A 20827-nucleotide genomic window follows, 5' to 3' on the forward strand; every position below is an offset into this window, starting at 1 on the left:
TATTATGCAAAGAGCGCACAGGCAAGAATTGCGGCAAGTCAGTTTTTTGTCGAATGCTGCTGAATAAACGGTGTTATTTTTTCTGGAATGGCCGGAAATGTAAGTAAATCTGTCTCTATATTTACCATTTGTTCCGTATTCAGGGTCAAAATATGATTTTTTATATAAAGCGGATTTTTTGATGTAGTTCCAAGAACTTTGCCATCCGCCACCGAAAAGTGCAGCACTAACCCCGAGACATGCGGCATATAACGGCGGGTGACAAAAGTGCCAAGGCGTTGATAAACCTCGTTCATATCTTTTACCAATGCGGCCAGTTGCTTACCTTCTATCTGCGTCGTCATCGGCAACGTGCTAACCACTTGTACAGACAAACTGCACGGCTGCTCCGCGTTGATATCCATCGTCAAATTTGGGTTAAGGCTGCGCAAATTGGTATCCAGCGGGATTTTGATCTCCTGATCTGCACCGGGCTGCAACACTTCCTGATGCCGACCGGATGACATCACAATCTGGCGAATCTGGCAGGTTTGGCCGTTTTGCGGGTTAACCAGGAAATACGCAAGACGCGCTTGCAGCGCGGGCTTATCTGCCGCCGCTATACGCATTGGGTCGTCATAAAAATTCTTATATTCAAAGACCTGCGTGACAGCTTGCACAGCAGTACAGGGTAACAACGTTAATGCAGCAGCCACATATGCGGTCATTCGCGCAGAAAAGAAGAATGCCATCAGTCCCTTTACTCCCTTGTCAGTATGACTTCCTTGTATACGGCATAATAACAGAGCGAACGGTTTTCCACCGCTCTTCCTGCGTTTTCTAAGTGATAGCCGAATAAGTCATAGTTGTGTAAGTGATGGTTGTATCGTGATAGGTAAAACCCATGTAACACGTAATCAATGAGTTACACGTCAAGTTGAAAATGGCGGTGACATCACGTGGCACTGCAAGGTGCCGGTTTGTACCGCGAAACGTCCAATGGCAAATTTATGGGCGCAAACTATCATTTGAGCTTTCGCAGTGAAAAGAGGAAAATTGCGCCGATAAGGGGAAAACGCCTTTTATTTCTGGGCAGTTACCATTATCATTCGCGCTCTTTTTTATATCCAGTGGCGTCTTTGGTTAACAGTCTTTTCCAAAGACGGTTCTATCTGTACACATTAAGGATAGAGTAAGAAACTAAATGACTGAACAACGCTCTCGTACGCCGGTAGTAGAACTCCGAGCAATTTGTAAGGGATTCGACGGCAGGGACATCATCTCGAATCTCGATCTCACCATCAACCATGGTGAATTTCTGACCATTCTCGGTCCTTCCGGTTGTGGTAAAACCACCGTACTCCGCCTGATTGCGGGTCTGGAAGACGCCGACTCCGGCCACATTATTCTCGATAACCAGGACATCACCGACATTCCGGCGGAACACCGTCACGTGAATACGGTTTTTCAAAGCTATGCCCTGTTCCCGCACATGTCGGTATTTGAGAACGTGGCTTTTGGTCTGCGGATGCAAAAAGTCCCTGCTGCGGAGATCGAGCCTCGGGTGATGGACGCCCTGCGCATGGTTCAGCTGGATGAATTTGCCGATCGTAGTCCGCATCAGCTTTCTGGTGGTCAACAGCAACGTGTGGCAATTGCCCGCGCGGTGGTGAACAAGCCAAAAGTACTGCTGCTGGATGAATCACTTTCCGCACTGGATTACAAACTGCGTAAGCAGATGCAAAACGAATTGAAAGCCCTGCAGCGTAAGCTGGGGATCACCTTCATTTTCGTTACCCATGATCAGGAAGAAGCCCTGACCATGTCAGATCGTATCATCGTGATGCGTGATGGCCGTATTGAACAAGACGGTACGCCACGTGAGATTTACGAAGAGCCACGCAACCTGTTTGTGGCGCGCTTTATCGGTGAAATCAACGTGTTCGACGCGCAGATTATCCGCCGTGTGGATGACGAGCGTGTACTGGCCAACGTTGAAGGCCGTGAATGTCATATTCATAACGTGATGATGGATGTACAGGCGGGTGACAAAGTGCACGTGCTGCTGCGCCCAGAAGATTTGCGTATCGAAGAGATCCACGACAGCGAACAAATCGATGGCATCATAGGCTATGTACGCGAGCGTAACTATAAAGGCATGACACTGGACTCAACCGTCGAGCTGGAAAGCGGTAAGTCAGTGATGGTCAGCGAGTTCTTCAACGAAGACGATCCAGATGTGGATCACTCCCTTGACCAGAAAGTGGCCGTGACCTGGGTAGAGAGCTGGGAGGTGGTACTCGCCGATGAAGACGACGCGTAAGTTTCAGAATTTCGTCATTGCGACGATCGTCGGCTGGCTGACTATTTTTGTCTTTATTCCCAACCTGATGATCATCGCCACCAGTTTTCTGGTGCGGGATGACGCAAACCTGATCCAGCTGACCTTTACGCTGGATAACTATACCCGTTTGTTCGATCCGCTGTATGCGGAGGTCATGTGGCACTCGCTTTCTATGGCGATGCTGGCCACGGCCTTGTGTCTGATCATCGGTTACCCGTTTGCGTATATTATTGCCAAAATGAAGCCGAAGTGGCGTCCGATCATGCTGTTTTTGGTGATTGTTCCTTTTTGGACCAACTCCCTGATCCGGACCTACGGGCTGAAAATTTTTATCGGCACCAAAGGGCTGCTGAACACCATTTTGCTCTCCATTGGCTTGATTGATAAACCGCTGAAGCTGATGTACACCGAACAGGCCGTGATCATGGGTCTGGTGTATATCCTGTTGCCGTTTATGATCCTGCCGCTCTACTCCAGCATCGAAAAGCTGGATCATGCTTATATCGAAGCGGCCAAAGATCTGGGTGCCAGCAAGTTCCAGACCTTTATCCGCGTGATTTTGCCATTGACCATGCCAGGCATTGTTGCCGGTTGCGTATTGGTACTGTTGCCTGCGATGGGCATGTTCTACGTTTCTGACCTGCTGGGCGGAGCCAAGAACTTGTTGATCGGTAACGTGATCAAAAGCCAGTTCCTCAACATCCGTGACTGGCCGTTTGGCGCAGCAACCAGCGTAACGCTGACGGTATTGATGGGCTTGCTACTGCTGGTGTATTACCGCGTTGGTAAGCTGCTGAACAGAAAAGGTGAGTTAGAATGATCGGTCGACTGCTGCGTGGCAGCTTTATGGTGACGGTCTATGCCTATCTGTATATCCCGATTGGCATTCTGATCGCGAACTCGTTTAACAGCTCGAAATACGGCATTAAATGGGAAGGTTTCAGCCTTAACTGGTATGAGCGCCTGTTTAACAATGACAGCTTAATTCAGGCCGCGAGCCACTCGCTGACTATCTCTATTTTGTCGGCAACCTGCTCAACCCTGATTGGCGCGATGACTGCGGTGGCGCTGTTTCGCTATCGTTTTCGCGGCAAGCCGTTTGTCAGCGGCATGCTGTTTGTGGTGATGATGTCGCCAGATATCGTGATGGCCATTTCACTGTTAGCACTGTTTGTGGTAGTTGGCGTATCACTGGGCTTTTGGTCACTGCTGTTCGCCCACATCACATTCTGCTTGCCGTTTGTGGTGGTTACCGTGTATTCGCGTCTGAAAGGCTTTGATGTGCGGATGTTGGAAGCGGCCAAAGACTTAGGCGCCAGTGAAACCGTGATCTTACGTAAGATCTTGCTACCACTGGCAATGCCTGCGGTAGCTGCCGGTTGGTTGCTGAGCTTTACCCTATCGTTAGATGACGTGGTGGTCTCTTCATTTGTAACCGGCCCAACCTATGAAATCTTGCCATTGAAAATTTACTCAATGGTGAAGGTAGGCGTGTCACCGGAAGTGAATGCGTTGGCGACACTGATGCTGGGCGGCTCGTTGATTTTGATTATCACCAGCCAGCTGTTACTGCGTAAAAAACATGCCTGATCTGCGGATGCAGATTAAGCTGTAAACAGGCGATACCTGTTACTTATCCATATCTGCGGGGGGAGAAATGGCTCTACCCCGCTTTTTTAACCTTAACTTATAGGAGAGTCTTGAATGAAACGATGGTCACGTCTTCTTGCTGTGGGGATGATGGCGCTCGGCATTCAAGTTGCGAATGCGGCAGACAACGACAATAACGTAGTGTACTTCTACAACTGGTCGGAATATATCCCATCTGGTCTGTTGGAAGAGTTCACTCAGGAAACGGGGATCAAGGTGATCTATTCCACCTATGAATCCAACGAAACCATGTATGCCAAGCTGAAAACGCTGAATAAAGAAAACGCATACGATTTGGTCGTGCCGTCTACCTATTATGTCGATAAAATGCGCAAAGAAGGCATGCTGCAAAAGATCGACAAGAGCCAGCTGCCAAACTATAAGAACTTGGATCCCGCTCTGCTGAACAAGCCGTTTGACCCGAATAACGATTACTCCATTCCTTATATTTGGGGTGCGACCGGTATCGGCGTGAATACGGATGCAATTGATCCGAAAACCGTGACATCTTGGGCCGATCTGTGGAAGCCGGAATACGCCGGTAGCCTGCTGATGATGGATGATGCGCGTGAGTTCTTCCACGTTGCACTGCGCAAGCTGGGCTACTCTGCTAACACCACAGATCCAAAGCAGATTGAAGAAGCCTACCATGAGCTGCAAAAGCTGATGCCAAACGTGCTGACCTTCAACTCTGACTTCCCTGCGAATCCTTATATCGCCGGTGAAGTGAATCTGGGTATGCTGTGGAACGGCTCTGCCTATATGGCGCGCCAAGAAGGCACCCCAGTACAGATCGTATGGCCAAAAGAAGGCGCTATCTTCTGGATGGACAGCTTGGCTATCCCTGCTGACGCCCGTAACAAAGAAGGAGCACTGAAGCTGATCAACTTCCTGATGCGTCCTGATGTAGCGGCAAAAGTCGCGAAAGAAATTGGTTATCCAACACCAGTCAAAGCTGCCCAGCCTCTGCTGCCAAAAGAGATGGTAGAAGACAAAACCATTTACCCTGATGAAAAAACCATCATGGCTGGTGAGTGGCAAAGTGATGTGGGTTCAGCCAACGAACTGTACGAAACCTATTTCCAGAAGCTGAAAGCTGGTCGTTAATCGTCTGATTTCAGTTCACTGATTTAGCTATGACTAAAAAACCGAGCTCTGCTCGGTTTTTTTATCTGCCCTACTCGCATCCCTTCACGAAAATGTGATTCGTGTTTTACGGACGCTTCGCCGATTTTTGGCAAAAGCGGACATTTGGCGAAAGCGGATGTTGTGCAAAAAATTGCCCCAACTCACCCCGCTCTTGCTATTAGCGATATTCGCCCGCCAATAGCTGATTCACAAAAGCTGGCACCACGTCACTGGCTTTGCCATACAGCTTCTCAGCAAACTCATTTTCCACAAGGCTCGGCTCTAAATTTAGCTCAACGGTGTGCGCACCCGCCAAGCGCGCCTCATGCACAAACCCCGCAGCCGGATACACATTGCCCGACGTGCCAATCGCAATAAACAAGTCAGCCTGCGCTAACGCGGTGTAAATCTTATCCATCCCAATTGGCATCTCACCAAACCACACCACGTGTGGACGTAGCGGTGAAGGAATTTGGCAACAGTGACAATGATCATCGGTATGTAAATCACCGCGCCACTCAATGGTTTGCCCTGACTCCGGACAACGCGCTTTGAGCAATTCACCGTGCATATGGATAATCCGGCGATTTCCAGCACGTTCGTGCAAGTTATCGATGTTTTGCGTCACTAGCAGGAAGTTATCCCCCAGCGCCGCTTCCAAAGTCGCCAGCGCCACGTGCGCAGGATTTGGCTCTAAGTCTTCCGACAACAGCTCTTGACGACGTAGGTTGTAAAAATGCTGCACCTGCTCTGGATCGCGCAAATAACCTTCAGGAGTGGCGACATCTTCAATCCGATGGTTTTCCCACAACCCATTTTGATCGCGAAAAGTCCGGATCCCGGATTCGGCGGAAATCCCGGCGCCAGTCAATACGACAACCTTGCCGATATGCTGATGCTGCATAATTTTACTCCCTAGATTCATTTCACCGTGCGTGTCACCGCATTCCCCGCGGCCAAGATTACAAGACGAACGACGCTGACATTGAAACTGCCAGAGATGCCGCCGCCGACGGACGCGTGTTGTCATCAGGTGTGTCATTTACATTCAGTACCACGAGTATCTTGCGTGCCGTTTGTTGTTCTACCATCAAGATGCGCAAACCACGGCCGCAATAAGTAGAGCTATTACCATGTCACTGTTAGGGATAAAAATAAAGTTCGCCTTTAGTCCATAATAAATCTGCACACACTCGGTAACCCATCCGCAGACAAAGAAAAACCCGAACACACACCAAGGTCAGTATTCGGGTTTGAGTCGTGCGAAAAACGGCCAAGCCGCAACGATATTTACACAGAACGTGTAGTTCTGCTGACGTTACCGATGTAATGCCAAGCTCGTCGCTTACCGTGACTACGCTATTAGGCCAAATTTAAGAAAGCGGCCCCGCGCACGCCCCCCGCGTCACCGTGACGTGCTTTAATGATTTTTGGCAACTTAGCCACATGCAACAGGTGCGCTGGTAAACGCTTTGGCAACTCTTGGTAAATTAGCTCAAAATTAGACAAACCGCCGCCTAGCACCACCACATGTGGGTCAAGGCAGGTAAAGATGTTCGCCAAGCAAATCGCCAACAGCTCCATGAACCGCTCAACGTGCTGCACGGCGCGGCGCTCACCTTGTTCATAGTGAGCTATGATTTCAGGGGCCGACAGTTTTTCTGAGAAATAGTGGTCATACAGCTGCTCAAAACCGCGCCCAGACAGGTAGTTGTCAATACAACCGCTGTTTTTACAGCCGCACGGGAAAATCGGCGCATTTTCCATACCGAGCAATTTCAATGCATCGTATGGCAAACGGGTATGCCCAATTTCACCCGCAATATTGGCGCGACCAGAGTGCACCTTGCCATTGAAAATCAACCCGCCCCCAACTCCGGTACCCAAAATCAGTCCCAATACGGACGGCTCACCGCGCAGATCTTCATCCCACGCTTCGGATAATGCGAAGCAGTTGGCATCATTTTCAATTTTTACCGGACGCTGCAAGCGCTCTTCCAGATCGCGTTGCAGAGTGTGCCCCATCGCCGCCGGAATATTGGAGGTAAGAAGCTTACCGGTTTCGACATCCGCAATCCCTGGGATCCCAATTCCAACCGTACCTTTGACGCCAAACTCGGCATCAGCATTGTTCACCAGCGTCACAATAGCGTCCAGAAAAGCGGCATAGCTTTCGGTTGGCGTTGCCACGCGCTCACGCGCAGCCCGTACCAAATCTGCATCAAAAGCGCCAAACTCAATTTTGGTGCCGCCGATATCAAAGCCGTAATACATTGCTCCACTCCCTTTTTTACACAGCATTGTATGCGCTGCTGCCGTCCGTGTTTGTTAGCGGTTTACGGCATATCCCCTGAAAAAATGCAACGCATGATCCATTAATAATCAATAGGTTAATTATTGCATAAAATCTGATTATCTTACGTAAGAAACTCACTGCAACATCCAATATCATGCTCTGTTTCGCAATTTATTCCATGCCCTGCGTAGAAGAGAAAGTCAGGGTATGGCATGCCGCACAGGATCTTTGAGAATCTTCAGGACGTTACATTAAATGCTGGTCAAGCACCGCAACTGACAGTAGGATCTAAAAGATAATATTGCAGGAGTCCAACATGAAGTTAAAACGGGTGGCGGAAGCCGTATTACCGACGCCTTGGGGCGATTTTCAGATGATTGGCTTTGAAGAGCTGGCAACCGGCAAAGATCATCTGGCACTGGTTTTCGGTGACATTTCGGGTGATGAGCCAGTTCTGGCCCGTGTGCACTCCGAATGTCTGACGGGCGATGCGCTGTTCAGTTTGCGTTGCGATTGTGGTTTTCAGCTGCACGCCGCTCTAACACAAATTGCCGAAGCCGGACGTGGCGTTCTGATTTATCACCGTCAGGAAGGCCGTGGCATTGGTCTGCTGAATAAAGTGCGCGCGTATGCACTGCAAGATCAAGGAGCCGACACGGTAGAAGCCAACCATCAACTCGGCTTCGCTGCTGATGAGCGTGACTTCACGTTATGCGCCGATATGTTTACCCTGTTGGGTGTACAGCATGTGCGTTTGCTGACCAATAATCCGAAGAAAGTGAATATCCTCACTGAAACCGGTATTGATATTGTTGAGCGAGTTCCGCTGCTGGTGGGGAAAAACCCGAAAAACGAACACTATCTGGCGACCAAAGCCCTGAAAATGGGTCATATGCTCGATCGCTAATACCGCCTATCCTGCTGCAGGATAATGTTTTATTACTATACGCTATGTTATTTACACTGGCTCTCAGCGAACATAGCGGTTATCCTGCATCGGCAGCAGCACGTTTTGTCAAAATCACCTCAGCGTATCATCGCGTTCTCAACCGTGAACCTGAGATGAGTAGCATTGGCACTATTTGAATACGTAAACCCCTTACGAAATGTCGTCGTGCTGCACCGCTTAACGCTATACACATGCATTGCTAGGCATCACGAGATATCGATTGTTATAGCTGCATTTTGCCCTTTTCTTTTCGACTTTCAGACACCATCATGCGGGTGTGAGACTAATTTATGACAGCTAAGTTTTTGATACTGTTATTTATTTTTTTCTGTTTTCTGCTGATAGCCAATATAGTGCAACGCAAAAAAAAGAAACAAGACTTGATCCGGAAAATGCGTATGAAACAGCAAATGCGCCAAGATCAACTCAATGAGCAAAAGCGAAAATGGGATCGGATGATGGGGCGTGAAAAGCGCTGATCACGGTAGGATCATTCGTGCATTGCCTTCCGTCACTTTCGTCATAAGCGAAAAGTAATCTCGCAGTGACGGATGATCCACTCGACTATTCTCAAACAAATGCTAAAGTGACAGACAGTTCGATTTAAACCAAAGCACAAATGATAGCTGATTGTTGTTTGTTATACAGCAATATCCATGCATTAAGAAATCACAATAACTTATCTCGAAGGGAAGTCTCGCAGACAAGCAACCTCCTTGCAGCTCTCTTACTTTTCTCTTCTCCATTTGTTCTCTATCCACAGGCTTAGCGATCTTGGCGATAAACGAAAATTTCGCATCTTTACACGAAAGACACCTTATTAGCCTCGCAGGATATACGAAAAACAAATACAAAAAAGCCCACTGAGTTTTCAGTGGGCTTTAAATGTGGTTGCGGGAGCTGGATTTGAACCAACGACCTTCGGGTTATGAGCCCGACGAGCTACCAAACTGCTCCATCCCGCGCCAAATTCTTTCTTTTTCTTGTCTATCACCCATCGGTGACGCATAAAACTGGTTGCGGGAGCTGGATTTGAACCAACGACCTTCGGGTTATGAGCCCGACGAGCTACCAAGCTGCTCCATCCCGCGCCAAATTCTTTCTTTTTCTTGTCTGCCACCCATCGGTGGCACATAAAACTGGTTGCGGGGGCTGGATTTGAACCAACGACCTTCGGGTTATGAGCCCGACGAGCTACCAAACTGCTCCACCCCGCGACAGATTCTTTCTTCGCGTGTCACCCATCGGTGACTGATAAAATTGGTTGCGGGAGCTGGATTTGAACCAACGACCTTCGGGTTATGAGCCCGACGAGCTACCAAACTGCTCCATCCCGCGCCAAATTCTTTCTTTTTCTTGTCTGTCACCCATCAGTGACACATAAAACTGGTTGCGGGGGCTGGATTTGAACCAACGACCTTCGGGTTATGAGCCCGACGAGCTACCAAACTGCTCCACCCCGCGACAGATTCTTTCTTCGCGACAAACCGCTAGTGCGTTTTGTTTAAAACTGGTTGCGGGAGCTGGATTTGAACCAACGACCTTCGGGTTATGAGCCCGACGAGCTACCAAGCTGCTCCATCCCGCGACTGATGTAAAACTATGATGAGAGAAATTGGAGGCGCGTTCCGGAGTCGAACCGGACTAGGCGGATTTGCAATCCGCTACATAACCGCTTTGTTAACGCGCCTTTTTGGAGCGGGAAACGAGACTCGAACTCGCGACCCCGACCTTGGCAAGGTCGTGCTCTACCAACTGAGCTATTCCCGCATATCACTTTCAATTACCACTTTTTATTTTCCCTTTAACATCAAAACGTTATGTTTTCATGTCCCCGGGAACGGATGCAGATACTACCTGATTCCTGCGTTATGTCAACACCCGAAACCAGAATTAACGGCCATCTGGCTGACATTCATGCACAATGTGCAGTTTTCAAGCAAAAAAGTCTAGAAGAGCGGTAAAAATCACATTAATCGTGTTTTGTGACGACTTTTATCTCTTTCTATACCGCTATCGCATGCGGTGTCTATCTGATTGTTCAGATATGCAACAAACCTCAGTTCAGTTGTCCTACCGTTTAGGTGACAGCGCGTATATATGGCGCCATTGTTCCACGGCTATACGACAGAGACGTTATGAACCACCTGCTTTTTTCACCTGAACTTTGCCCTTCCCTACGTAATACTGATACCCCAATAACGTCTGCCGGTGTGCGGATGCTGTTTAACCTCAGTAGTGGTCGCCTGACTCAGCAAGGTTGTTTGCATCATCCTAAAAATCGGATCAAGTTTTTCCTGCGCTCATTGCTCACCTTTCCGTGGACGCTACGCTGGCTGAGTACGATTGGCCAAACCGATGCGCTGTGCTCGTTGGCGCAAAAAGAGCCGTCGGTTGCCTTACGTTTGCATCGCCCTTACTTAAGCCGAGGCTTGAATCTGAGCCAGCGCCTAAATTTACTCAGCCAGCACTATCAACTGCTGCTAAATCATCTGCCAAGTGATGTGGTACAAGCGTGCTTGTCCAATGAGGGTTTTACGCTGGCAGAGCTGGAAGGCAAATCAGGGGAGTTTTATCCGGTACAGATCTCCGCGCTGCACTCATTTGATAAAGAAGGCGAGCTATCTTTACGCTTATACAACCCGCAGGGACAAGTACTAGTCACCGTCACCTTCAATTTGATTGAGCTGGAAGGTCGCCCGGCTATCTATATTGGTGGCTTACAGGGACCGCGCCAAAGTACGCCTCATGAAGTGATCAAAGTCGCAACCAAAGATTTACACGGTTTGTTCCCGAAAAAATTGGCGATTGATGCCCTCGCAGCCTTTGTCATGGCTCTGGATGGTCAGCAAATTATCGCCACCAGCAACCAGACGCATATCTACCGTTCACTGCGCTATCGCAAGACCATTCAAGCGGATTACGACAGTTTCTGGGAAACGTTTGCCGGCGAAGCACTCAACTCCGGCCATTACCGATTGGCACTGCCTCTGCCGCGCAAAGCACTGCAAGATGTGGTGAGTAAAAAACGCGGCGAATATCAGCGCCGTTATGCACTAATAGATCACATGAGTAACGAAATTACTCTAAAAATGCATAATAAATCTGCTATTATCCGCACGCCCTGAGCGCAAGGCTAAAAAAGCGATTGCGCGCATTATAATCAGCTAGTGCTGATTCGGTTCAGCCTGTACTATAATAAAGAACTGAACAACTGGCGGTATTACATTGATTGCGGAACATCAGTGACAGTGCTGTGACGTTGTCACTGATTTTTACTTTTTAGGAGTCATCGCGGATGCAGCGCGTCATTGCGGTAACGTTAAATCCGGCTATCGACCTCACCGGTAACATTGATGAATTACACCCGGGTGAGCTGAATCTGGTTAATGATTTCAGCCGTCACTGTGCGGGCAAAGGGATCAATGTCGCTCGTATTTTGGCCGATCTGGGTGCCGACGTTACAGTCACCGGCTTTCTCGGCAATAACAACCAGATGGGATTTGAGAGCCTGTTTGAGCAAAAAGGACTGAAAGATCAGTTCTTGCGCGTCGACGGCCGAACTCGAGTCAACATTAAGCTGGCTGAAAGTAATACCCGCACAACCGAGATTAACTTTCCCGGCTTCCATGTTGATACGGCCATTCAGCAACGTTTGTTCGATCAGCTGCGCCATCAGGCGGGCCCTGACTCGTTGTTTATCCTCAGTGGCAGCCTGCCACAAGGTGTCGAGCCGTGGTTCTATGCCGAATTGATCCGCGCCCTGCGTGCCAAAGGCGCGACGGTTTACTTCGACTCCAGTTCAGCCGCGCTGACGGAGGGGGTAAAAGCCGGTCCACATTTGATCAAACCGAACCTGAAAGAGCTGTCGCACTGGTGCGGTAAAGAGATCACCACCTTAGAACAAGCTCTGCCATTCGCTCATCAGTTACACCAAAACGGTGTAGCGCAGGTGGTGATTTCGGCCAGCTGTCAGGGGGCGATCACGGTCAGTGGACAAGGCGTCTTCCGTAGCATGCCGCCGAAGGTCAATGTGGTCTCTGAAGTGGGTGCCGGTGATACTTTGGTAGCCGGTCTGGCTTGGGCGGCCATTAAAGGCTGGGATATTGCCCAAGGGCTGCGTTTTGCCACTGCGCTGGCAAGCTGGACGGTTTCCGATCATGGCGTGCATGTTCCGTCTATGGAAGCGCTGGACTATGTGCTGAACAACACGCAAGTCGAATCGCTCTAAGGCTATGCGATCTTAAGATTTAGCGCCTAAGCCGTGCGGAATTATCCATAGACAATCCGTGACCGACGATACAAAACAGGAGACCTGAGGTCTCCTGTTTTATTTTGCGCGCCTTATCTTTTACTTCACGACGTTTTGCCGCTAGTTTTGCCTTACGCAGTGCCTCGCGCTTAACCGGCTCGTCCGCGTGATAACCAAACCACCCGTGAGAACATCTGTCGCAACAGACGTGGCACAGAATCGGCTCCGCGCTGCTCCGCCGCTTCCACAATCGCCAGTGCCAAATCTGGTTTCGAGCTTTTGTGGATCGCTTTATCGATCACTCGCCTTGGAGACATCGGAATGCCCTGTGGAATTTGCGCTACTTGGTGAAAAACGCTAGCAAATCCTTCCCGATATAGATACATCTCCATATCCGACACCGGTAAGAAGGTTAACCGCTCTCGCTCAGTGTCATTGTTACGCAGCGCGCCTCGCACCGTTGCGGCATATTTTTTCCCCGCATCATCACCATCGGTCAGCACGTGCCATTCAATCCCCATCCCGCGGGCAAATTTGATCAGCGGCTTTAAGCCACACTGCGCAAACTCGATGATTTTGATCCCTTCCGAATGGAAATGATAACCAGACAAGCTCGCCAGCTGAGTCAGCAACCACACCTCCGTCTCCCCTTCCACCAACAGCCAACTGCGTGCAAATAAAGAAGCTGCGCGGTTAAAGCAGATATGGAAAGCGATGCGGCGGCTGTCCTCACGACTGAGCATGCCAGGGAATACCCGATACGCTGAAACCTTGTTGGAGTTACGCACTAGGCGGCAAATACGCTCCACCGGCACATAGGAAAGCAGCTCACCCGAGTTGGTGGTAGTCAGACGCTGCAACGGCAATTCAGATAGCACGCCCCATGCCACCGACAACATGATCGGGTGCAATCGGGTTTCTGGATCTTCGATGATCAGCAGTGGCCTTGCCTCTGGCGCAAGCGCGTCGATGCCGCGCGAATGCAGTAAGCTGGCAAACATACCCAAAAACAGCAGACGAATATTGCGATTTTCTGGCCGTTTCGCCAATCCACGCAAAATCTCCAATGATTGCCATGAGTTATGCTGCGTTAAATCAGGAATACGGCGCCGTTTTTGCGGCAAAGGGGCTGAGTCATGAATGGCAAAATAGTGCTCTAACAGTTGGCGCGCGGCCTCCAAGCCTTCACGGATCTCACGGTTGGTAATATTTTCTGGGCATTCACTTAAGCTGTGCGCTAACCGGTCGGTTATCTCAGAAAAACCTTCAAGCGGAACCCCGTTCTCGGTCAACTCCTGCGCCCGATGGCGCACCTGCCGCGCATCGCGTAAACGCAGAACCGGATGCAAGCGGATCAGTTGCCGGATCAGCACATCAATATTAGCCACGTGAATCGAACGCCCTGCAGCATCGATGAAATTGCGCCACGTCGCGACGCTACCGTCTTCGCACCACTCGCCTTCGAGGCGAAAGTGGATCCGGTGCAGGTTATCGACCCCGAGCATACACACTGGGCTAAATAGCTGGTATTTGTCCGCAGACCAATGCCCCACGGTGTGCTCGCAAAAGGTCAGTACAATGTGCAGATGACGCTCTTTGGCCGTCTCTTCTCCCGGCGGGTGATAAAAATCACTGACCTGAAAACGATACAACTCTTGCGCAGGCGAAAGGATCAGGCGCAAGGCATCCAACAAACTGGATTTACCCCATGCGTTTTCCCCGATCAGCACCGTATTATCATCCAGCTGCAGTGACAGGCGGTTGATCCCACGAAACCCTACCATCTCAATCCGTTCGAGAAACATCGCTCATCCCCATTACCTGCAATGTAGTTAGCATTATAAGACAGCCTAGCTCGGTCAAGTCTTTTGGTATTTCATCCTGTGGCATCTCACAGATATTGGTAATAATTTGGCGACGTTCCCGCCAAGTGCGTTATAACCTGCTATCGCTGACACATTTCTTTACACGAGTAACCGTTTGCTATAGCTTGGTACAGATATGTCTGTCTGATTTATGGTTAAGGGTTAAAGGATGTACTCCGGCCTTCTGATTGTAATTGTTCCGCTGTTAATCGGTTATTTGCTCCCCGTTCGTCATCCGCGTTTTGCCCCTTGGATCAGCAAAGTCTGTGGTTGGATGGTGTACATCATTCTGTTTTTGATGGGCGCCAGTCTCTCTTACTTGGATAATTTGACCAGTAACCTACAGCACATTTTTAGCACCGCTGTGGTCTTTTTTGTTTGCATCTGCGTTATCAATATGCTGGCGCTGTGCATCATGGATAAGCGCTGGGAATGGCGCGTAAAACTGCACCAACAAAAGCTGCCTTCGCGCCTGCGGATGGCGGTTGATTCTTTGCAACTGCTCGGGGTGGTCGCCGGCGGTTTTATTCTCGGCTTGCTGACGCAACCTTTACTGGCCAATGCCGGAAAAGCCAGTGAATATGCGCTGATATTCCTGCTCTGGCTGATTGGTATGCAGCTGCGCAACAGTAATATGCCGCTGCGCCAAATCCTGCTTAATCGTCGTGGATTGGTGATTGCCGTGGTGGTGTTTTTCAGTTCATTAGGCGGTGGCGCACTGGCCGCTTGGTTACTGGGTCTACCTTGGAATACCGGTTTAGCGATCGCTTCCGGTTTTGGCTGGTATTCACTATCAGGCATTATGCTGACTGATGCGCTGGGGCCGGTGTTAGGCAGCGCAGCATTCTTTAATGATCTGCTGCGTGAGTTAGTCGCGATTATGCTGATCCCATCGTTGATACGCCGTTATACCTCCACTGCCGTCGGCATTGGTGGCGCTACTGCCATGGATTTCACCCTTCCGGTTATCCAGCGCGCAGGCAGCGTTGATTTAGTGCCCGCCGCGATTGTCAGTGGCTTTTTACTCAGCCTGAGCGCTCCGGTATTAATGGCGCTATTTGCGCTCTAATAATACACGCCATACTGACTGAACTTATCAGCATAAACTTCAGGATGCCGTTATCTCTGCAAAATGCAGCAAAGTACAGCGGCTTCCTGAAGTTTACCTCACTCGCCCTACCTTCCCTTTCGTTTATCTACTTGTTTTTCCTTATTTCTTCACTTCACTACACTGATTACGCCAATACTGGGCACTGTTTCACCGTATGCAATTTTTATCGGCTAAATTGATGTACATCAACTGACAGCTAAGTTGCATTTGAAATGTCATTTTATTACCCCTATCCTCGCCCAATAAGAAGCATACTAAATACACCTTATAAAGGGGATAGCAATGTACTGTGTACAATGTGAGCAAACTATACGAACTCCAGCCGGCAATGGCTGCTCCTACGCACAGGGTATGTGCGGTAAAACCGCCGAAACCTCTGACCTACAAGACTTGCTGGTTGCAGTGCTGGAAGGCTTGTCCGCTTGGGCCTTAAAAGCGCGTGAGCTGAATATTATTGATGATGCTATCGATGCGTTTGTCCCAAAGGCATTTTTCTCTACCCTGACCAACGTTAACTTCGATTCTGCGCGTATTATCGAATACACCGAACAAGCCATTGCCATGCGTGAAGCATTAGCTACACGTTGCCGGCAGATTGAGCCTAGCGCCCATGTTGAGCTGCCCGTTGCCGCAATTACCTTAAGCGATCTGAGCATACCAGCGCTGCTGGCACAATCCGCTGACTATGCCCTGAACAAAGACAAAGCCGAATGCGGCGATGATATCCACGGCTTGCGCGTGCTGTGCCTGTACGGCCTCAAAGGCGCAGCCGCCTATCTGGAGCATGCCCGAGTATTAGAACAACAAGATCGCGCTATTTACGCGCAGTTCCACGCGTTTATGGCGTGGTTAGGCAGCAATCCTACCGATGTCACGACCCTGCTGGATAACGCCATGGCAATTGGCCGCATGAACTTTGATGTAATGGCGATGCTAGATACCGGCGAAACCGCACTGTACGGTAACCCAGTACCGACACAGGTGAACGTGCGTCCGGTAAAAGGCAAAGCGATTTTGATCTCCGGTCACGATCTCAAAGATCTCAAAGCCCTGCTGGAGCAAACCGAAGGCACCGGCATCAATGTGTACACCAACGGTGAAATGCTGCCAGCTCACGGTTATCCCGAGCTGAAAAAATACACTCATCTGGTCGGTAACTACGGTAGCGCTTGGCAAAACCAGCAAGCGGAATTTGCGCGTTTTCCTGGCCCAATCATCATGACCTCCAACTGCATTATCGATCCGAATGTGGGTAACTATGCTGACCGCATCTGGACTCGTAGCATTGTCGGCTGGCCAGGTGTTCAGCATCTGGAAGGCGAAGACTTCTCTGCCGTGATCGCGCAAGCGCAAGCCATGCCAGGCTTCCTGCATACCGAAATCGAACAGCTGATCACCGTGGGTTTTGGTCGGGAAACCCTGCTCGGTGCAGCCGATACCGTGATCGATATGGTCGCCGCCAAGCAACTGCGTCATGTTTTCTTGGTGGGAGGCTGTGATGGTAGCCGTGGTGAGCGCCATTACTACACCGATTTTGCCCGCGCCGTACCGCAAGATTGCCTGATCATGACGCTGGCATGCGGTAAATATCGCTTCAACACCTTGGATTTCGGCACCATCGGCGCGCTGCCACGCTTGCTGGATGTCGGTCAGTGTAACGATGCCTACTCCGCCATCATGCTGGCCGTGCGTTTGGCTGAGAAGCTGGGCTGTGGCGTGAACGATCTGCCATTGACGTTGGTGCTGTCATGGTTCGAGCAAAAAGCCATTGTGATTCTGCTGACCCTGCTGTCGCTCGGAGTGAAAAATATCTATACCGGCCCAACCGCGCCAGCGTTCTTAACCGACAATTTGCTCGCCATTTTGAACGAAAAGTTTGGCATGCGCCCAATCACCACCGTGGAAGCTGACTTAGCAGAGATGCTGCCAACCGCCGGATAACCGTGCGCACAGGCTGGAATAACGGCTTATCTCTCGGCTTTTTCGCCAACGCATCACAAAGGCCGCAATGCGGCCTTTATCATCCCTTTTGTTCATTTTGCCGGAATTAGTCCCATGAAGTTGACTGAAACTCGCGCCCCTACTGCCTCGAACACCCATAATACATCCGCGGCCGATTTCAGCGCCGCAGTACAGGATCTGTGCCACCATCCAATGCAGGTGCTAGATATCCATCAAGAAACCCGAGATGTCTGGACTCTTAGCCTTCAACCAGCAACACCTTATGCCTATCAGCCCGGTCAATATGCACTGGTGCGTATTGGCCATGAAAGCCATACCGTTCGCGCATACACCTTATCTTCTTCGCCTGATGTTTCCACCAATTTAAGTATTACTGTGCGCCGTATTGCGAACGGACAAGGCTCGGGATGGCTTACCGAAAAGGTGAACGTCGGAGATACGCTGTGGCTCAGTGATGCCCAAGGTGAGTTTACCTGTGCATCGCACCCTAATAATGCACACTATCTGATGTTGGGAGCCGGTTGCGGGATCACGCCGCTGATGTCAATGGCGCGCTGGCTGTTAGCGTTTCGCCCACAGACGCACATCACGTTGCTGTATCACGCCAGTGATGTTGAAGATCTGATTTTCGCCGACCATTGGCAGCAACTGGCCGCCCGCTTTCCACAGGAACTCACGGTTCATCTGCTTGCCCGTCAGCCGTATTGGCCTGATGAGCTGCGCTCACGGCTAAATCAAGCTACCTTGGAAATGCTGGTGCCGGATATCCGTGAGCGAATTGTGATGACTTGCGGCCCTGAGGGCTACATGCAAAGCGCGGTACAACTGGCTAAGACATTAGGTGTACCGGCGGAGCAGATCCACCAAGAAGCCTTTTTCACTGCAACTGAAGCGATCACTCATACAGATAACGAAAACGCCTGTTCTTTTAATGAACAAGCCGCCGCCCCTAATACGGTGCGTATGCATATTCGCCATGCCTTGCGTGACATCGATGTGCCAGTGGGTACGTCACTCCTTGCCGCCATGGAGCAGCATAATCTACCAGTATTTGCCGCTTGTCGCGCCGGAGTTTGCGGCTCATGCAAAGTGCAAATTATCGCAGGCGAAGTCGACACCACCAGCCAAAGTGGACTGACGCAAGCAGAGATCGAGCAAGGTTATGTATTGGCGTGCAGCTGCCGAATTAAACAGAACATCACTTTGGCCTAAGTGAATATCTTACAGGCATCGAGCTAAGCCAATAAATAAGCCAAGTTATCCGCAGATTTTCTGCGCGGCACTCACCGTGAGCAAACCACCTTCGAGATCCCGTACAAAAAAACGGCCAACATTGTTGTTGGCCGTTTTCTTACGCAAACAGTAAAAGTATCCGTATTACTTTTTGTCGGATGGCTCACTGCTGGTAGCACTATCGTCACTGTTTTTGTCGCTGTCTTTATCAGTAAAGATACCGTGTCCTGAGTTGAGTAGCATCGAAACCAACATATTATTGTCGATTTCTTCACCGTTTAAGATCCGAGCTAGAATCTCGCTACCAAATAATTGCGGCGACAAAATGATATCTGGCTGAACTTTTTTAATCTTATTCAGGTTTTTGCTGTCACTGACCGCCAATACCGTTTTCACGTCTTTGCTCAAATCTTTGGCTGACAAGACCACAAACGCGTTATCGGCATCATTATCGCTCAAGGCCAAAATCGCTCGGCAGCTATCGATACCGGCTTTTTTCAGCACAGCGCTGTCATTACTGTCACCAGAGATAATATCGAACTTGCCACCTAAACGCTGCTCCAGTTGATTGGCTTCATCCTCCGACAAATTAGTGATAACGGTAACATTTTGACCACGTTGCTTGAGCTGCAAAATAGTATTGATCGCCAAAATGGAATGTCCGCAGACAATAAAGTGATCTTTACGATTCATAGTATGCTTGTTCCCTTTCACTAGTCGGTTCAGCCCTCCACTGATCAGTGGGCCGAAAATAGAAGTCATGGATGTCGCAAATACGGTAATGCCAGAAATGATGACCGAGATGGTAAATAATCGCGCCGCCTCAGATACCGGCACGATATCCCCGTAGCCCACGGTGGTCATGGTCTCTATCGAGAAATAAAATGCCGTCATCAGACTATGAATTTTAGGGTTAAATCCTTCCCCTAAATACAGCGAGCCATAGGTTGAGTAAAACAACAAAGTCGCAAAACTGATGAAGGCAAAAATACTACCGGCAGTAGCACTGCTATGGGAAAAATCTTTACGCAGTAAAACCAGCACCAGAATAGAAAAAATACAAAATCCGATACTGAATTTTAAATAAGGATAAAAATGAATAGTGTAGATCAGCGTGATCAATAGCAGAATAATACTAATAGCCCACGCAAGTTTGGCCCGAAATAGCAAACCTAACGAGTTCAGGACGAGGAATACCCCCAACATAAACAGCGGGGCATTTGCCAATAATGACAAATTCAAACCAGAGAAGGCATGGATATGGAAAATATCCAGCAGATTGACCGACATGCCATAGATGGTTTTAAAAATCAGCAACCCATTCAGCAACACGGCCAATGCCGCAATGTCATGCCGAACGGCCATCCACAAATTTACCGTTGTTCGTTTAAATACAGCCCAGTGACTCACTGATACCTCTGCAACCACAAATACTGTTTATCAATTTCTCGCCGATTCAGCACCGATCTGACTCGCCCGATGCCCGAAGCATGCGCGTTATACTAGATGAGGTTATCCGCAGCAATCAAAAGCTTTTCACTGGATTATGTAACGATTAATCACAAAATCATAGCTAACATTGAGGTCTAAATCCGTCAGTCATTACGGTTAAAACCCGCAATTTTCCCCTTCATATAATGCACTACACGGCTGATCAGCGGGATATGCTCATATAACATGGCTCCCATGTCATAGTAGTTACGCTGAAAAATGATCCGTTCGCCTTCCAATCGCAAGTGTGAAGCTCCTTCCACGGAAATATCATCCCCTTGCTCCAAATTGGCATGGGCGTAACTGAGCTCCCAGAGGATAAACACATCATTATCACTGCTAAAGGCACGAATAACTTTTACGCGGTGATAATAGGTTTGCTCAATGATGCGAAAAAAATAGACCTGCAGCTCTTGTACGCTGTAGATTTGCTGTACTGGGTCCATAAACACCACATCATCGGCATACAAATCAGGGAAATGCGCGATTTTCTCGGCAGTCAGTTCGGCATACGCGGCGCTGAATTTATCAATCATGGCTTGATGTTGCGCTAACATTCTCCCCTCC

Annotated in this window: 17 protein-coding genes and 8 tRNA genes; 11 read left to right on the plus strand and 14 right to left on the minus strand. The window is 49.4% G+C overall.

Translation table 11 applies throughout. The annotated features are described in order from the left end of the window. Window positions 1-38: 38 nt before the first annotated feature. The gene (locus tag NCTC9997_RS08330; protein WP_064977828.1) at window positions 39-731 is read right to left on the minus strand and encodes a DUF2987 domain-containing protein; all 693 of its coding nucleotides are present in this window, start codon (window positions 729-731) and stop codon (window positions 39-41) included. A gap of 452 nt (window positions 732-1183) precedes the next feature. On the opposite strand from NCTC9997_RS08330, the gene potA reads away from it, so the two are divergent. The 4 genes from potA to potD all read left to right on the plus strand — a co-directional run bounded on the left by potA (window position 1184) and on the right by potD (window position 5080). Continuing rightward, window positions 1184-2302 (plus strand): spermidine/putrescine ABC transporter ATP-binding protein PotA, encoded by a 1119-nt coding sequence (gene potA, locus NCTC9997_RS08335; protein WP_010863805.1) that lies wholly within the window; start codon window positions 1184-1186, stop codon window positions 2300-2302. After that, window positions 2286-3143, plus strand: coding sequence for a spermidine/putrescine ABC transporter permease PotB (gene potB / locus NCTC9997_RS08340; protein ID WP_010863806.1), 858 nt, complete (start codon window positions 2286-2288; stop codon window positions 3141-3143). Before potA ends, potB begins: the two co-directional genes overlap by 17 nt. After that, complete coding sequence (gene potC / locus NCTC9997_RS08345) at window positions 3140-3913, plus strand: spermidine/putrescine ABC transporter permease PotC (RefSeq protein WP_010863807.1); 774 nt, start codon at window positions 3140-3142, stop codon at window positions 3911-3913. Before potB ends, potC begins: the two co-directional genes overlap by 4 nt. 114 nt (window positions 3914-4027) lie before the next feature. Next, window positions 4028-5080 carry a spermidine/putrescine ABC transporter substrate-binding protein PotD gene (gene potD / locus NCTC9997_RS08350; protein WP_010863808.1) on the plus strand — a complete coding sequence of 351 codons (1053 nt, stop codon included), beginning with the start codon at window positions 4028-4030 and terminating at the stop codon, window positions 5078-5080. Window positions 5081-5279: 199 nt separating this feature from the next. Here potD and cobB read toward each other — a convergent pair whose 3' ends face one another. Both cobB and nagK read right to left on the minus strand, forming a co-directional pair. Next, window positions 5280-6005, minus strand: coding sequence for a Sir2 family NAD+-dependent deacetylase (gene cobB, locus NCTC9997_RS08355; protein ID WP_010863809.1), 726 nt, complete (start codon window positions 6003-6005; stop codon window positions 5280-5282). Window positions 6006-6463: 458 nt separating this feature from the next. Then, window positions 6464-7375 carry an N-acetylglucosamine kinase gene (gene nagK / locus NCTC9997_RS08360; RefSeq protein ID WP_064977829.1) on the minus strand — a complete coding sequence of 304 codons (912 nt, stop codon included), beginning with the start codon at window positions 7373-7375 and terminating at the stop codon, window positions 6464-6466. A 338-nt stretch (window positions 7376-7713) separates the two neighbouring features. Here nagK and ribA point away from each other — a divergent pair, with 338 nt between their 5' ends. Both ribA and NCTC9997_RS08370 read left to right on the plus strand, forming a co-directional pair. Then, window positions 7714-8304, plus strand: a complete 591-nt coding sequence (ribA, locus tag NCTC9997_RS08365) for a GTP cyclohydrolase II (protein WP_010863811.1) — start codon at window positions 7714-7716, stop codon at window positions 8302-8304. Window positions 8305-8636: 332 nt separating this feature from the next. Further along, window positions 8637-8825: a hypothetical protein gene (locus NCTC9997_RS08370; RefSeq protein ID WP_010863812.1), complete on the plus strand. Its 189-nt coding sequence runs from the start codon at window positions 8637-8639 to the stop codon at window positions 8823-8825. 409 nt (window positions 8826-9234) lie between these two features. On the opposite strand, the gene NCTC9997_RS08375 is transcribed toward NCTC9997_RS08370, so the two are convergent. From NCTC9997_RS08375 to NCTC9997_RS08410, 8 genes are all read right to left on the minus strand, one after another. Beyond that, window positions 9235-9311, minus strand: a tRNA-Met gene (locus NCTC9997_RS08375). A gap of 49 nt (window positions 9312-9360) precedes the next feature. Beyond that, window positions 9361-9437 (minus strand) — tRNA-Met (locus tag NCTC9997_RS08380). Window positions 9438-9486: 49 nt separating this feature from the next. Further along, a tRNA-Met gene (locus NCTC9997_RS08385) sits at window positions 9487-9563 on the minus strand. A gap of 44 nt (window positions 9564-9607) precedes the next feature. Continuing rightward, window positions 9608-9684 (minus strand) — tRNA-Met (locus tag NCTC9997_RS08390). Between the two features lie 49 nt (window positions 9685-9733). Next, window positions 9734-9810: transfer RNA gene (locus NCTC9997_RS08395), tRNA-Met, on the minus strand. A gap of 47 nt (window positions 9811-9857) precedes the next feature. Further along, window positions 9858-9934: transfer RNA gene (locus NCTC9997_RS08400), tRNA-Met, on the minus strand. 28 nt (window positions 9935-9962) lie between these two features. After that, window positions 9963-10036 (minus strand) — tRNA-Cys (locus NCTC9997_RS08405). A gap of 4 nt (window positions 10037-10040) precedes the next feature. Continuing rightward, window positions 10041-10116: transfer RNA gene (locus tag NCTC9997_RS08410), tRNA-Gly, on the minus strand. 368 nt (window positions 10117-10484) lie between these two features. On the opposite strand from NCTC9997_RS08410, the gene NCTC9997_RS08415 reads away from it, so the two are divergent. Both NCTC9997_RS08415 and pfkB read left to right on the plus strand, forming a co-directional pair. Beyond that, window positions 10485-11474: a VirK/YbjX family protein gene (locus tag NCTC9997_RS08415; RefSeq protein WP_082935524.1), complete on the plus strand. Its 990-nt coding sequence runs from the start codon at window positions 10485-10487 to the stop codon at window positions 11472-11474. A 170-nt stretch (window positions 11475-11644) separates the two neighbouring features. Beyond that, the gene (gene pfkB / locus NCTC9997_RS08420; RefSeq protein ID WP_064977831.1) at window positions 11645-12577 is read left to right on the plus strand and encodes a 1-phosphofructokinase; all 933 of its coding nucleotides are present in this window, start codon (window positions 11645-11647) and stop codon (window positions 12575-12577) included. A 170-nt stretch (window positions 12578-12747) separates the two neighbouring features. Here the strand turns inward: pfkB and NCTC9997_RS08425 are convergent, their stop codons facing one another. After that, complete coding sequence (locus NCTC9997_RS08425) at window positions 12748-14403, minus strand: ATP-dependent nuclease (protein ID WP_064977832.1); 1656 nt, start codon at window positions 14401-14403, stop codon at window positions 12748-12750. Window positions 14404-14632: 229 nt separating this feature from the next. On the opposite strand from NCTC9997_RS08425, the gene NCTC9997_RS08430 reads away from it, so the two are divergent. From NCTC9997_RS08430 to hcr, 3 genes are all read left to right on the plus strand, one after another. Continuing rightward, window positions 14633-15532 (plus strand): LysO family transporter, encoded by a 900-nt coding sequence (locus NCTC9997_RS08430; RefSeq protein WP_064977833.1) that lies wholly within the window; start codon window positions 14633-14635, stop codon window positions 15530-15532. Window positions 15533-15856: 324 nt separating this feature from the next. Continuing rightward, window positions 15857-17515 (plus strand): hydroxylamine reductase, encoded by a 1659-nt coding sequence (gene hcp, locus NCTC9997_RS08435; protein ID WP_064977834.1) that lies wholly within the window; start codon window positions 15857-15859, stop codon window positions 17513-17515. Window positions 17516-17629: 114 nt separating this feature from the next. After that, window positions 17630-18748 (plus strand): NADH oxidoreductase, encoded by a 1119-nt coding sequence (gene hcr, locus NCTC9997_RS08440; protein WP_082935525.1) that lies wholly within the window; start codon window positions 17630-17632, stop codon window positions 18746-18748. A 165-nt stretch (window positions 18749-18913) separates the two neighbouring features. On the opposite strand, the gene kch is transcribed toward hcr, so the two are convergent. After that, window positions 18914-20179, minus strand: a complete 1266-nt coding sequence (gene kch, locus NCTC9997_RS08445) for a voltage-gated potassium channel protein (RefSeq protein ID WP_071849712.1) — start codon at window positions 20177-20179, stop codon at window positions 18914-18916. Between the two features lie 185 nt (window positions 20180-20364). After that, window positions 20365-20817 carry a nuclear transport factor 2 family protein gene (locus NCTC9997_RS08450; protein WP_064977836.1) on the minus strand — a complete coding sequence of 151 codons (453 nt, stop codon included), beginning with the start codon at window positions 20815-20817 and terminating at the stop codon, window positions 20365-20367. Window positions 20818-20827 lie beyond the last annotated feature (10 nt).

The sequence above is a fragment of the Plesiomonas shigelloides genome (genome assembly GCF_900087055.1).
In the GTDB taxonomy this organism is placed as follows: Bacteria; Pseudomonadota; Gammaproteobacteria; order Enterobacterales; family CAMTGL01; genus Plesiomonas; species Plesiomonas shigelloides.

Bases quoted from the DNA above. Each gene is read 5' to 3' on its own strand.
- hcp (WP_064977834.1), top strand. From the start codon at position 15,857: ATGTACTGTGTACAATGTGAGCAAACTATACGAACTCCAGCCGGCAAT.
- nagK (WP_064977829.1), bottom strand. From the start codon at position 7,375: ATGTATTACGGCTTTGATATCGGCGGCACCAAAATTGAGTTTGGCGCT.
- pfkB (WP_064977831.1), top strand. From the start codon at position 11,645: ATGCAGCGCGTCATTGCGGTAACGTTAAATCCGGCTATCGACCTCACC.
- potC (WP_010863807.1), top strand. From the start codon at position 3,140: ATGATCGGTCGACTGCTGCGTGGCAGCTTTATGGTGACGGTCTATGCC.
- cobB (WP_010863809.1), bottom strand. From the start codon at position 6,005: ATGCAGCATCAGCATATCGGCAAGGTTGTCGTATTGACTGGCGCCGGG.
- NCTC9997_RS08415 (WP_082935524.1), top strand. From the start codon at position 10,485: ATGAACCACCTGCTTTTTTCACCTGAACTTTGCCCTTCCCTACGTAAT.
- potA (WP_010863805.1), top strand. From the start codon at position 1,184: ATGACTGAACAACGCTCTCGTACGCCGGTAGTAGAACTCCGAGCAATT.
- ribA (WP_010863811.1), top strand. From the start codon at position 7,714: ATGAAGTTAAAACGGGTGGCGGAAGCCGTATTACCGACGCCTTGGGGC.
- NCTC9997_RS08370 (WP_010863812.1), top strand. From the start codon at position 8,637: ATGACAGCTAAGTTTTTGATACTGTTATTTATTTTTTTCTGTTTTCTG.
- NCTC9997_RS08450 (WP_064977836.1), bottom strand. From the start codon at position 20,817: ATGTTAGCGCAACATCAAGCCATGATTGATAAATTCAGCGCCGCGTAT.
- hcr (WP_082935525.1), top strand. From the start codon at position 17,630: ATGAAGTTGACTGAAACTCGCGCCCCTACTGCCTCGAACACCCATAAT.
- NCTC9997_RS08330 (WP_064977828.1), bottom strand. From the start codon at position 731: ATGGCATTCTTCTTTTCTGCGCGAATGACCGCATATGTGGCTGCTGCA.
- NCTC9997_RS08430 (WP_064977833.1), top strand. From the start codon at position 14,633: ATGTACTCCGGCCTTCTGATTGTAATTGTTCCGCTGTTAATCGGTTAT.
- potD (WP_010863808.1), top strand. From the start codon at position 4,028: ATGAAACGATGGTCACGTCTTCTTGCTGTGGGGATGATGGCGCTCGGC.
- NCTC9997_RS08425 (WP_064977832.1), bottom strand. From the start codon at position 14,403: ATGTTTCTCGAACGGATTGAGATGGTAGGGTTTCGTGGGATCAACCGC.
- potB (WP_010863806.1), top strand. From the start codon at position 2,286: ATGAAGACGACGCGTAAGTTTCAGAATTTCGTCATTGCGACGATCGTC.